A 12,753-nucleotide genomic window follows, 5' to 3' on the forward strand; every position below is an offset into this window, starting at 1 on the left:
GATGCTGCCGGTGAAATGGAAAGCGTCGCAGCGGTTTGCGCCGGGCGGGGCCCTGGCGGGCGCGCGCACGCGCCTCGCGTCGGTGGTACGCGCAACGGTTGCCGCCCGTATGTTGACCCGCGTGGTCACCGGCGTGGCCGCCACGCTCGCGAGCGGCGCGTTCGCCGCGGGCCTGCCGCTGCCGGCTAGGGCTACGGCTACGGCTACGGCTACGGCTACGGCTACGGCTACGGCAAACGGGCCCGTCAGTCCTGCGCAAGGTAGTTGTGCTGCACCCGCATGGCCGCGCTGGCAGCAGTTCAAGCGCGATTTCATCTCGCCCGAGGGGCGCGTGATCGACGTCGGCTCGGCCGATTCGCGCACGGTATCCGAAGGGCAATCGTACGGATTGTTCTTCGCTCTCGTCGCCGACGACCGCACGGCCTTCGATTCGATCCTGCATTGGACCGAGGAGCATCTCGCGCAAGGCGACCTGACCGCGCATCTGCCGGCCTGGTTGTGGGGCCGCTCCGACAGCGGGCAATGGGGCGTGCTGGACGCGAATGCTTCGTCCGATGCCGATTTGTGGATCGCCTACGCGCTGCTCGAAGCCGGCCGCGCATGGCAGGAGCGCAGCTATACAGCGCGTGGCGCGGTACTCGCGAAGCGCGTGCTCGACGAGGAAACAGCCAGCGTTGCCGGTCTCGGGTTGACGCTGTTGCCGGGCCCGGTGGGCTTTCATCCGGCGCCTGACGTTTGGCGGGTCAATCCGAGTTATTCGCCGCCGCAGGTGGTCCGCGGCATCGGCACGCGGCTGCCGGACGACGCACGCTGGGCGCGCCTTCTCGCCAGCACCGGCCAGGTCCTGCTCGACACCGCGCCGCACGGCTTTTCACCTGACTGGGCGTTGTACCGCGCCAAACACGGTTTCGCACCGGACTCGCAAACCCGGGCCGAGAGCGCCTACAACGCGATTCGCGTCTATCTGTGGGCGGGCATGCTCGATCCACGCGATCCGCTCGCGCAACCGCTGCTCACGCGCCTTGCACCGTTCGCCGGCTTTATCGCTGCGCACGGCGCTCCGCCGGAAAAGGTCGATACGACGAACGGCAGCGTCGGCGCGAACATGGGTAACGCCGGCTTCTCGGCGGCGGCCGTGCCGTTTCTGGACGCGAGCGGCCAGCGTGCGCTCGGCGATGCGCAGATCGCGCGCATGGAACAACTCGACCGCGCAACGCCGGCCGGCTATTACACCAGCGTGCTGAGTCTGTTCGGACTGGGCTGGCGCGATGGCCGCTATCGCTTTGCCGCCGACGGCACACTCAACCTGGGCTGGAGTTCGCCGTGTCGCGCCGCTTCCCGGTAACGTGCGCAGCGTGGCTGCTCGGCCTCGCGATGCACGTGGCGCCGGTCGCCGCATGGGCAGGCGCGCAGGCAAGCGCGCAGGCAGGCACGGCCGTGCCGTCGCAAAATGCCGCCGCGCAACGCCTGTTCGCGACGGCCCGCATGTGGTCGACCAAGCATCGTGACGATCTGGCGTTGCAGGCGATCCAGAAGGCGTTGCTGATCGCGCCGGACGATCCTGCGCTGCTGGCCCAGCAGGTGCGCATCCAGTTGCGTCTCGGCCAGGCGCAGGCCGCGCAGACGACGCTGGTGCGGCTACGGAGCAAGGCGCCCGGTACGGCTGCCACGCAGCAGATCGAAGACGAGTTCCGCGTCGCCACGAATGGCCGCGAGGAACTGGCGACGATCCGCCTGATGGCGCGCAGCGGCCAGTCCGCCGAAGCGGCACGGCGGCTGGTTGCACTGTTTCCGCGCGGCGCGCCGTCGGGTTCGCTCGGCGCCGAGTACTACCAGATCATTGCCGGCACGCCCGAGGGCCGCGTGCAGGCGATCGCTGCATTGCGTCAGCGGATCGCCGCCGATCCCTCGGATGTCGATTCGGCGCTGGTGTTCGCCAATCTGCTGAACGCGCGCGGCGAGACGCGCGCCGAGGCCAACCGCATCGCGTGGGATCTCGCCACGCGGCCGGATTCGGATCGCTCGGCAGCGCTGGACGCGTGGCGGCACGTGCTGCAATCCGCTGGCGCGGACCCGGCTTATCTCGGCGCGCTGCGCGCCTATCTGCAACTCGTGCCGGACGACACCGAATTCAAGGATCGGGTCGGCGTGATCGAAGCGCAATTGGAGGCGCAGCGGCAACTCGAACGCAATCCCGACTACATCGCGCAGCAACGCGGCCTGCAGGCACTCGCGCGCAACGATCTGACGACGGCCGAACCGCTGCTCTCCCGGGCTGCCCAAGCCCGGGCGAACGACGCCGAGGCGGTCGGTGGCCTCGGTCTGCTCCGCATGCGCGAAGGGCGGCGTGACGAAGCCCGCACGCTGTTTCTGCGCGCGGCCGCGCTCGCGCCGGACAATCGCGGGAAATGGGAAAGCCTCGCGCGTGCCGCGCAGTTCTGGGGCACGCTGGCGCAGGGCCGCGAGGCCGCCGCAGCCGGGCGGCCGCAGGATGCCGAACGGGCTGCGCGCGCCGCGCTCGCGATGGAGCCGGCCAACGCCGACGCCAGACTGATGCTCGCCGACGCGCTGCTCGCAGAGCGCAACTGGAGCGCCGCGGAACCCTTGCTGCGCGACTTGTTGACGGCGCGCGAACCGAACCTGTCGGCGGTGCGCAGTACCCAGACGCTGTTCGAGAACACCGGCCGCGCGGCTCAGGTCGCGCCGCTCCTCGACGCATTGCAAAGCCGTTTCACTGCCGCCGACGACCGCCAGGGCCTCGCGCAACTGCGCGCCGACATCCTCAGCGGCCAAGCGGAAAAATTGCTGGCGGCGGGCCAGCGCGGCCCAGCCGCGCAGTGCTACGAAGCGGCATTGCGGCTCGCGCCCGATGCACCGTGGACGCGGTTTGCGCTCGCGCGACTGTATCGCGATCTGGGTCTGCCGCAGCTCGGGCGGCGGGTGATGGACGAGGGCCTGGCGGCATCGGCGTCGCCCGAAATGCGCTATGCGAGCGCGCTCTATCGCAATTCGCTCGACGACCTTGGCGGCGCGCAAGCCGTGCTCGCGCCGATCGCCGACCGGGACCGCACCGACGGCATGCGTGCGCTCGAGCGCAGCCTGCAAGCGCAGCAGTGGCTCGCCAAAGCACGCGTCGCATTCGCGCAGGACGATCGTGCCGGGGCGGCACACGCGCTCGACCGGGCAAGCTCGCTGGCCGGCGACGATCCGAACCTGCTGGCCGCGGCCGGCTCGATGTGGATCGATCAGGGCGAACCCGAGCGCGGCCTGGCGTTGCTGCAGAACTGGATCGACACGCATCCGCAGCAGACCGACGCCGAGGTGCGTCTGCGTTACGGCGATCTGCTCGGCAGCGCGAAACGCAATCACGAACTGGACACGTGGCTGACGTCGCTGCGCAGCGACGCCCAACTGAGCCCCGCGCAACGCGCGCGCCTCGAAGACCAGGCGCTGCGCTCGATCCTGCGCCAGACCGACGAGGCGCTCGATCGCCAGGATTACGCCGCGGCGCGGCAGTTGCTCGCCGGTGTCAGCCGGGCCGGCCGGCGTGACAAACGGTATGCGTTCGAAGTCGCCGATCTCGAACGGCTGCAGGGGCACTATGCGGCCGCGCGCGCCGCGCTGGCGCCGGTGCTGGCCGCCACGCCGAACGATCCGGACGCGCAATTGGCGCTCGCCCGGGTGCTGGAGCAAAGCGGCGATCGCCGCTCGGCGCTCGATCTCGTGCGCACAGTGATCGACGGCGCGGCACCCGACGACGTCGATACGCGGCTGTCCGCGGCGCGCCGGCTGGCGGCATTGCGCCGCCCGCAGGAAGCGGAGCAGATCACCTCGGCCTTGCGGGTTGCCTATCCGGCGCGGCCTGACGTGACGGTGCAAAGCGGACGCCTTGCCGAGGATCTGGGCCAGTACGAGGAAGCCGAATCGCTGTACCGTCTGTCGTTGACCCAGGAACGCGCGGCGGAGGTGACGGCCGGCCCCGACGGCACGCCCGCGCAAGCCGCGCTGGCCGATCTGCAGCAACGCCGCAACCCGGAGATCGAGACAGCGTGGATACCCGCCTATAAGTCGGGCGACGCCGGCATTTCGCAGTTTCGCGCGTGGCAAGCGCCCGTGTACCTGCAGATTCCCTATCGCTACGACGGCCACTTTTTCCTCCACGCCGATACGGTTCATATCGATGCCGGCACGCTCGATGTCGACCACGCCAACCCGTCCACGCTCGACGCGTTCGGCACCCTCGGCGTGGCCGACAATCTGCTGCAGCAGGCGCGCTCGCCCGGCATTCCAGCTGGGACGATCGCGGACTACGTGGACCGCAAGTATCTGCATCAGTGGGCCACCGGCGTCGCGCTTGGCGCCGGCTATACGTCCGACGCATGGCGCTTCGACTTCGGCACGACGCCGCTCGGTTTTCCCGTGCATTACATGGTTGGCGGCGTGCGCTACCAGTTCGATGCGGGACCGGCGAGCTTTTCGATCAGCGGCTCGCGCCGTCCGGAGACGAGCAGCCTGCTGTCGTACGCGGGCATGCACGATCCGGTGACCGGCGCCGTGTGGGGCGGGGTGCGCCGCGATGGCATCGACTTCCATACGTCGGTCGATGTCGGCACGACCAGCGTGTTCGCCGATGTCGGCGCGGGGATGCTGACTGGCCGCAACGTGGCGAGCAACCAGGCAGTCACCCTGCGCACCGGCTTCACGCTGCCGGTCTACCAACGCGTCAACACGCTGGTAAGCACGGGGCTGGTCGGCAACGTCTGGCACTACACCAATAATCTGCGTTTCTATTCGTTCGGGCAGGGCGGTTATTACAGCCCGCAACGCTATCTGTCGCTCGGCGTGCCGATCGAATGGGCGGGCCGGCGCGATGCGCTGAACTGGGACCTGACGGCCAACGTCGGCGTGTCGAATTCGTATGAGAAGGACTCGCCGTATTACCCGAACGGTTTGCCCGCGCTGAACAGTGCGTCGCCTGCGCTCAACAGACTGTGGAATACGGCGAGCTCGGCGCCGGGTTTCAGCAACCTCGTCAATACGGCCAGCTCGACGCGCGGCGTGGCGTTCTCGTATGGATTGAGCGGCATCGTGCAGTACCGCTTCAATCCGTATCTGGTGGCGGGCGCGCAACTGAGCATCGACCGTTCGCACGACTACGCACCGAGTTCCGCGTTGCTGTACATGCGCTACACCTTCGACGGGCGCAAGCAGGACAACAGTCTGTCGCCGAGGCCCGTGCGCCTCTACTCCAGCTTTTGAGCGGCGCTGCAATGAGATCAGGGAGGCCACGCGTGAACACCGCTACGAATTCACTCAAGCCGACGCCGGCCGGCGCGTTTGTGCGACGCCTGCTGCAGGTTGTCCGCCGCGCGGGATCGGAGCGCGGCGCGTGGCCGGTCGGCCAACTGGCGATCGATGCGCTCCCCGGCGAATGGGCCACGCTCGAAGCCGGCAAGCTCTACGCGGTCTACGCCGCTGCGCGCACGCCGGGCGCCGACGCGCTGCTCTGGGAAAGCGCGCGCCAGGCGCAAGCGCGCGACGTCACGGTGGTGCTGGCACGCGCTCGCGCACAGGTCGCGAGGCGCCTGCGCGAACTTGGTTTCAGCGCCAACGCGCCGGCTTCCGGTTGGCCGCGCAACCTGAGCGTCCTCGCGATGCCGCCAGCCGGCGGCGCCTCGGCCGGTTCCGCCGGCACAGGCGTCCATGGCGTCCCGCCGGTCGCGCTTGCCAGGGTGTTCGGCGGTCTGCGCGCGCTCAAGCGCTTCGGCTTCCGTTCACGTTCGCTGTATTTCGTCGAAGGCGCCGAGCGCTGGTTCAACTGGGAGGATCCGGCCGCACTCGCACGGGAAGGCCGAATGCTCGCGAACTGGTGCGCGGTGCGCAACATCACGCTGGTGTTGCTGCTGGGTTCGCCATCGGACGCCGATGCCGACTTCGCTGCCGATTCGCCGTTCGTCGAGCCCGCGTTCAACAGCGCAGCGGCGCAGCATGGCCGCAACGAATTTCACGCGGCCTGCGCGGGCGTCGCGCGGATGGAGCACACCCACGGCGAGTTGCTATGGCATGTGGATTTCTGGCGCTCGGGTCGCACGCTCGTCACCGGTGACGTGCGTTCGCTGCGCTTTACCGATGACGGCCGGCTGAGTGTCGCGTCCGATGCGCTCGGCAACGGCGACGCGCGAGGCGATGGGATGCTGGCGCGCGACGAACAGCGGGTGGTGGTCAGCCGCGCAGTGGTGCGCGGACACGAGGCGTGGGTGCCGTCGAACTGGGAAGTGCTGGCCGATCAGAAGGCCGTGCTCGCCGCGTGTGTCGACGCACAGGCGGCGACCGTGGTGCTCGATTACGCCGGCGGCGCGCAACTCGATGCGCTGTGCGCGGCGATCCACGCGTTGCGCCGGCAGGCCGGGCGCGCGTTGAAGATCGTCGTCGCCGAACGGGGTGAAGTGCTGCGCCATCAATACGAACTGCTGGTGCTGACGCTCGGCGCCAACCTGGTGCTGGGCCGCGATCTGCCGTTCTCGCGGATGCAGTCGCTGCTGCAATCGTTGCAGGGACAACTGCACACGCGACCGATCGCCGCCGACTATCGAACCTCGCTCAGCGCTGCGCTGAGCGAGGACGTATTGGGCTATCTGCCCGCCGGCACGTTCTGCGAGCGGGTGCGCGCGGTGCTCGAACGCAGTGCTGTGCTGCAGCTGCCGCATGTGCTCGTCAAGCTCACGCTGCGGCCTCAATGCGCGCACGTCGAAGCGCTAAGAAGCTGCGTGCCGCGCCGTGCGGGCGACGTCTTCACGGCCGATGCCTCGCACCTGTACGTGTTCCTGTTCGCGTGCCGGCTGGCCGACGGGGACGCTGCGCTGGCCCGCATCTTCAACGTGCCGGTCGAGCGGATCGCGGGCGACATCGTGCATCTGGCGGAGCAGAGCATCGGCAACGAATTGAATGCGCTCGCCGCGGCGAGCCGGCGCACGCCGATCGCCGACTACAGCGATCTGTTCGCCACGCCGTTTCGCAATCAGACCGCCCCGCCGGCCACAGCCGCGCGCGCCGGCACCGTTTTGCCGGCCGGGGATGGAATGTCCACGGCCGGGCAGCTCGCCGCGGTGGAGCAGGCGCTCGAGGCTGCGCGTGCGGAAGCGGAGCGGGCGCTCGGGCCGGAGGCGGGCCACGAAGCAGGGCAGGCCGAGGCGTCTGGGCCAATCGCACCGAGGCCGCTGCAGCCGCTGCAGCCTCCGCCAGCGCCAGCGCCGCGCACGGCCCCGCCGCAACGCCGTGCCGAGCCGTATGCGATGCCGTTGCGCAAGAAGGAGAGCGAGTAATGGGATTTCTGTTGATCTGTTTTGTAGCCGGTCTGATTCTCGCGATCCCCGTGTGGATCGTGTGGCAGCGCGCCGGCTCGCATCGCGGTCTCGCGGCGATGCGCCGCTTCGATCCGAGCAATGCGGTGCCCTGCGAAATCGAGCCGGTTGCATTGCGCGCGCGTCTGTTGCCTGACACTGAGCGCCCCGCTGGGGAGACGTCATGAAGACGATTGCTGTCGTCTCCACCGCCGGCGGGACAGGCCGCACGACCCTGAGCGCCGCGCTCGCCGTGCTGCTCGCGCGGCGCGGCCATGCCGTGGTCGCGCTCGATTTCGATCCGCAGAATATGCTCGGCGCGCACCTCGGTCTCGATTGCCTCGCGCCGGCCGGCCTTGCGCAAGCCATGCTCGACGAAAACGAAGCGTGGCATGCGCACACGTGGCGCAATAACGAAGGCGTGCTGTTCGTTCCGTACGGCGCGGTGTCGCTCGAACAAAGCGCGCGCTGCGATGCGCGCCTCGCAGCCGAACCGCAGTGGCTCGCGAATGCGCTCGCGCAACTCGATCTGCCGGGCGACGGCGCCGTGCTCATCGACACGGCCCGCTATCCGTCGCAGCAAGGCGAGCAGGCCGTGCGGAGCGCCGATCTCGTGCTGTGCGTGACGCCGCCCGAAGCGGCCGCCTGCGCGACCCTGGTTGCGCGGCTCGACGCGTTGCGGCGCGGTGGCGCGAACCTGCGGATCATCGTCAACCGGCTGAATCCGGCGCGCGACATGCAGCGCGACGCGCTGGCGATGCTGGGCGCCGCGCTCGGCGACGGCCTGCCGCTCGCGCAGCGCGTGCATCTGGACGCGGCCTTGCCCGAATCTTTCGCACGCGGCACGTGGCTGTTCGACGACGCACCGCATTCGCAGACGTCGCACGATCTGCAGGGCCTCGCGAATTGGCTTCATGCGTGGCTCGCCGCCGCGCTGACTGACGCGCCGGCGGCAAACGCGCGCCGCGCGGGCGAGCGGCCATGAACGGGCCCGTCTCCGCCGGCCGCCATGCGCGCACGCTGCGCCAGCGCGCGCTCGAGTGGTTCGCGCGCGGCCTCGGGCTGCCGGCGGAGCGCACGGCGCTCGACTGGTTCGTGCGGGTGTTTTTCCAGCCGCCGGCAGCCGGCAGGGCGGACCTCGCGCGACTGTGGAGTCGTGCTGCCGTGCTGCATCTGGCCGCGCAGTGGGGCGTGCTCGAACCGGATCGCCTGCGTGCGTGGGTGTGGCGCGCGTTCATCCGGGCGCCGAAGCCGCACGCCCCGACGGGCAGGCCCCAAGTGCGCGCGGCGCTCGCGCGGATCGACCGCTGGCTCGTGCCGGTGCTGCTGCGCTGGCGGCGCGTGCGCCAGCGCATCGAAGCGATGCTGCCGAGCCTGCCGTGGCAGCGCTGGGGCATGCAGCTCGAAGCCGGCACCCAGCGCATCGGCCACATTCGCTGGCTCCTGCCGCTCATCGTGGTGGTGGGCGCGGTCTTGTGGGCCATGATCGGCACCTCGCCGCTGTCGACGGACGGCCAGTTCGAATTCTTCGCGGTGCTGGTGGTCGTGGCGCTGGTGGTGCGCCGCTTCCATGGCCGCATGCCCGTGCTGATCCTGACGACCCTGGCCTTGCTTGCGATGGTGCGCTACATCTGGTGGCGCGTCACGCAGACACTGTCGTTCCAGACCCCGGGCGAGGCGATTCTCGGCTATCTGCTGTTCGGCGCCGAAGCGTACACCTGGGTCATTCTGCTGCTCGGCTTCGTGCAGACCGCATGGCCGCTCAACCGTACGATTGCCGAGTTGCCCGCCGACACGTCGAGCTGGCCGACGGTCGACATTTATATTCCGACCTATAACGAACCCTTGACGGTGGTGCGGCCGACCGTGTTCGCCGCCCAGGGTATCGACTGGCCGGCGGACAAGCTGAAGGTCTATCTGCTCGACGACGGCCATCGCGAGGAATTCAGGAATTTCGCACGCGATGCCGGTATCGGCTACATCACGCGTGACGACAACCAGCATGCGAAAGCGGGCAACATTAACCGTGCGCTCGAAAAAACGCACGGCGAGTACATTGCAATCTTCGATTGCGATCACGTACCGACCCGCTCGTTTCTGCAAACCACGATGGGCACGTTCCTGCGCGATGCCCGATGCGCGATGGTGCAGACGCCGCATCATTTCTTCTCGCCCGATCCGTTCGAGCGCAATCTCGGCACCTTCCGCCGCGTGCCCAACGAAGGCAATCTGTTCTACGGGCTCGTGCAGTCCGGCAACGACCTGTGGAATGCTTCGTTCTTCTGTGGATCGTGCGCGATCATCAAGCGCACGGCGCTCAACGAAATTGGCGGGATCGCGGTCGAAACGGTCACGGAAGACGCGCACACCGCGCTCAAGCTGCACCGGCGCGGTTATACGACCGCGTATCTGCCGACCGTGCAGGCAGCCGGCCTCGCCACCGAGAGTCTCGCCAGCCACATCAAGCAACGCACCCGGTGGGCGCGCGGCATGGCGCAGATTTTCCGCATCGACAATCCGTTTCTTGGCCGCGGTCTGGGTTTCTTCCAGCGCCTGTGCTACGGCAACGCGATGCTGCACTTCTTCTATGGCGTGCCGCGGCTCATCTTCCTGACCATGCCGATGGCGTACCTGTTCTTCCAGATGTATTTCATCAACGCGTCCGCGACCACCATCGCGGGTTTCGTGCTGCCTTACATCGTGCTCGCCAACATCGCGAACTCGCGGATGCAGGGCAAATTCCGCCATTCGTTCTGGGCAGAAGTCTACGAATCGGTGCTCGCGTGGTACATCGCGCTGCCGACCACGGTGGCGTTTTTCAGCCCGAAGCACGGCAAGTTCAATGTGACCGACAAGGGCGGGCGCATCGACGAAGGCTACTTCGACTGGGCGGTGTCGAAACCGTATCTGGTGCTGCTGGCGCTGAATGGCTGCGCGCTGATGGCGGGCGTGTACCGGCTGACGTTCGGGCCGGGTGGTGAAACCGCGACGATCATGATGAATGTGTTCTGGACGCTCTACAACCTCGTGATGCTCGGTGCGGCGGCGAGCGTGGCGCGCGAGGCGAAGCAGGTGCGCGTCACCCACCGTATCGCAATGCGGGCCGCGGCGACGCTGCTGCTCGTGGACGGTACGACGGTGGCGTGCACCACCAGTGACTATTCGACCGGCGGTCTCGGTCTCGAAGTCGTTCCGGCGTTGCCGCTCGCGCTCGGCGACAGCCTCGGCGTGTGTCTGAGCCGTGGCGACCGGCAGTTCCATTTTCCGGTGCATGTGAGCCGCTATGTGGGCTCGCACCTCGGTGTGCGCTTCGAAGGCCAGACGCTCGAACAGGAGCGGCAGATGGTGCAATGCACCTTCGGCCGCGCCGACGCCTGGCTCGACTGGGACGAACAGACGATCGAGGACGCGCCGCTGCGTGGCCTGAAAGAGGTGCTGACGATGGGCATCGAAGGTTATTCGCGGCTGCTGAACGGCGCGCTGCGCGCGCTTCAGTCGCTGCTCGCGCTGGACCGTACACGCTATTAATGCCGATGGCGCGTGCGCCCGGCCAATGAGAGAACTCCGACCATGACGCTGTGGAACCTGTATTTCATCATCAAGCTGTACCTATTTGCGGGCGGGCATCTACAGCCGGTGTGGATCGCCAACATCGGATTCGCGCTGGCGCTGGTGGCGAGCGCGACGCTGCGCCACCTTGGATGGCGCGTCCTGCGCAACCTGCTCGGTCTCGCGATCGGCATCCCGCTCATGTACCACGAAGCGAAAGTGCCGCCGTTCTTGCGCCTGACCGAAGAATTCGGCAACCTCACCACCTTCAGTTTCGACTATTGGCTCGAACTCGCGCAGCGTTTCTTGCCGCCCATGCTGATGCTCACCGCGCTTGGCGGGCTGGTCGGCTATCTGATCGTCAACCGCTGGCTGCGGGTGGCGACTTTCGTGCTGCTCGCGCTGGTCGCGATTCCGCTGTGGCAGCAGGGCACCGCGATGTACGCGCGGCTGCAGGGCGAACCGGTCACGGCCGCATCCGGCAATGCGCTTGCCGCACAGCCACTCGACCATAACGCGGCGCTGTCGGCCTTCCGCACGCAGGAATCGCAACGGCAAGTTACCTTCGGCCATGTCGGCACCGATGCGAAGACGCAGTTCGACGTGATCGTGCTGCATATCTGTTCGTTGTCCTGGGACGACCTCGACGCGGTGAAGGCGCGCAATCACCCGATGCTGAGCCACTTCGACTATCTGTTCACCCACTTCAGCACGGCGGCGAGCTACAGCGGACCGGCCGCGATTCGGGTGCTGCGGGCGAGCTGCGGACAGGAAGCGCACGCGGATCTCTACAAGGACGCGCCGCAGCAATGCCACCTGCTGGCCGACCTGGCGCAGGCCGGCTACACGCCGCAGACGATGCTGAATCACGACGGCCACTTCGACAACTTCCTGCAACTGGTGAACGACAATACCGGTGTGCCGAATGTGCCGATGATCTCGAACGCGAGCGTGCCGGTCGCGATGCATGCCTTCGACGGATCGGCCATTCACGACGATTACGCGACGCTCGCCAACTGGTATGCGCAGCGCGCAAGTACGCCGGGCCCGGTCGCGCTTTACTACAACACGATCAGCCTGCACGACGGCAACCGTCTGCCGAACAGCAATCTGTCGAGTATCGACTCGTACCCGCAGCGCGTGAACAAGATGATGAGCGACTTCGACCGCTTTGCGGATCTGATCGCGGCCTCGGGGCGGCGCGCGGTGATCGTGTTCGTGCCGGAGCATGGCGCGGCGCTGCACGGGGATGCGAATCAGGTCGCGGGTCTGCGTGAAATCCCGACGCCGCGCATCGTGCATGGACCGGCAGGCGTGCGGCTGGTCGGCTTCCAGGGCAATCATGGACCCACCACGGTGATCGACAACCCGACGAGCTTCCTCGCGATTGCCCAACTGCTGTCGAACCTTGTTTCGAACAGTCCGTTCAAGCCGGGCGTGAGCCTGGCGCAGTACGCCGCCAATCTGCCGCAAACGCAGATGGTCGGCGAGAACGAAGGAACCGTGACGATGAAGACGGCGTCGGGTTACGTGGTCAAGACACCGGACGGCATATGGGTGGACGGCAAATGACACTAGCCAATGCTGAAGCGAGGACGCAGGCGAGCGGCTGGCCGGTGGACGATATTACCGGCCTTGGGCGCCGGTTGCCCGAAGTCGATCCGGCCACGTACTTCGACGAACAGGCGCGGGAGTCGTATCAGCTGTCGCTCGTGAAATGGCCGGTGCTCGCCCGGCTGATGAAACTCGCGCCGCGCGACGAGGCCGCGGCGTCCTCGGTGTCCTCAGTGTCCTCGGCGTCCTCGGCGTCCTCGGTGTCCGATATACACCAACCCGCGCAAGCGGCAGCGGCCGGCTAGGCGTT

General features: G+C 67.7%; 8 protein-coding genes. All 8 read left to right on the forward strand.

The window, feature by feature from the left end:
• The first annotated feature begins 1 nt into the window (after window position 1).
• Genes bcsZ through AYM40_RS43595 form a run of 8 tightly spaced genes read left to right on the forward strand, consistent with a single transcriptional unit; the run spans window position 2 to window position 12,748 of the window.
• Window positions 2–1,345 (forward strand): cellulose synthase complex periplasmic endoglucanase BcsZ, encoded by a 1,344-nt coding sequence (gene bcsZ / locus AYM40_RS05990; protein ID WP_063495422.1) that lies wholly within the window; start codon window positions 2–4, stop codon window positions 1,343–1,345.
• A gap of 29 nt (window positions 1,346–1,374) precedes the next feature.
• On the forward strand, window positions 1,375–5,259 hold the full coding sequence (locus AYM40_RS05995) for a cellulose synthase subunit BcsC-related outer membrane protein (protein WP_082855150.1): 3,885 nt from the start codon (window positions 1,375–1,377) through the stop codon (window positions 5,257–5,259).
• Between the two features lie 11 nt (window positions 5,260–5,270).
• Complete coding sequence (bcsE, locus tag AYM40_RS06000; RefSeq protein WP_082854962.1) at window positions 5,271–7,322, forward strand: cellulose biosynthesis protein BcsE; 2,052 nt, start codon at window positions 5,271–5,273, stop codon at window positions 7,320–7,322.
• Complete coding sequence (locus tag AYM40_RS06005) at window positions 7,322–7,528, forward strand: hypothetical protein (protein WP_063495423.1); 207 nt, start codon at window positions 7,322–7,324, stop codon at window positions 7,526–7,528. The genes bcsE and AYM40_RS06005 overlap by 1 nt, the downstream gene beginning before the upstream one ends.
• Window positions 7,525–8,325 carry a cellulose biosynthesis protein BcsQ gene (gene bcsQ / locus AYM40_RS06010; protein WP_063495424.1) on the forward strand — a complete coding sequence of 267 codons (801 nt, stop codon included), beginning with the start codon at window positions 7,525–7,527 and terminating at the stop codon, window positions 8,323–8,325. Before AYM40_RS06005 ends, bcsQ begins: the two co-directional genes overlap by 4 nt.
• Window positions 8,322–10,868 (forward strand): UDP-forming cellulose synthase catalytic subunit, encoded by a 2,547-nt coding sequence (gene bcsA, locus AYM40_RS06015; protein ID WP_063495425.1) that lies wholly within the window; start codon window positions 8,322–8,324, stop codon window positions 10,866–10,868. The genes bcsQ and bcsA overlap by 4 nt, the downstream gene beginning before the upstream one ends.
• Before the next feature lie 42 nt (window positions 10,869–10,910).
• The gene (gene bcsG, locus AYM40_RS06020) at window positions 10,911–12,461 is read left to right on the forward strand and encodes a cellulose biosynthesis protein BcsG (RefSeq protein WP_063495426.1); all 1,551 of its coding nucleotides are present in this window, start codon (window positions 10,911–10,913) and stop codon (window positions 12,459–12,461) included.
• Entirely contained in the window at window positions 12,458–12,748 is a 291-nt protein-coding gene (locus AYM40_RS43595; protein WP_236720900.1) for a hypothetical protein, read from the forward strand. The genes bcsG and AYM40_RS43595 overlap by 4 nt, the downstream gene beginning before the upstream one ends.
• Window positions 12,749–12,753: the final 5 nt, after the last annotated feature.

This window comes from Paraburkholderia phytofirmans OLGA172, assembly GCF_001634365.1.
GTDB lineage: Bacteria > Pseudomonadota > Gammaproteobacteria > Burkholderiales > Burkholderiaceae > Paraburkholderia.

Coding starts and splice junctions, on each gene's coding strand:
- bcsZ (WP_063495422.1), top strand. CDS start 2: ATGCTGCCGGTGAAATGGAAAGCGTCGCAGCGGTTTGCGCCGGGCGGG.
- AYM40_RS05995 (WP_082855150.1), top strand. CDS start 1,375: ATGCACGTGGCGCCGGTCGCCGCATGGGCAGGCGCGCAGGCAAGCGCG.
- bcsE (WP_082854962.1), top strand. CDS start 5,271: ATGAGATCAGGGAGGCCACGCGTGAACACCGCTACGAATTCACTCAAG.
- AYM40_RS06005 (WP_063495423.1), top strand. CDS start 7,322: ATGGGATTTCTGTTGATCTGTTTTGTAGCCGGTCTGATTCTCGCGATC.
- bcsQ (WP_063495424.1), top strand. CDS start 7,525: ATGAAGACGATTGCTGTCGTCTCCACCGCCGGCGGGACAGGCCGCACG.
- bcsA (WP_063495425.1), top strand. CDS start 8,322: ATGAACGGGCCCGTCTCCGCCGGCCGCCATGCGCGCACGCTGCGCCAG.
- bcsG (WP_063495426.1), top strand. CDS start 10,911: ATGACGCTGTGGAACCTGTATTTCATCATCAAGCTGTACCTATTTGCG.
- AYM40_RS43595 (WP_236720900.1), top strand. CDS start 12,458: ATGACACTAGCCAATGCTGAAGCGAGGACGCAGGCGAGCGGCTGGCCG.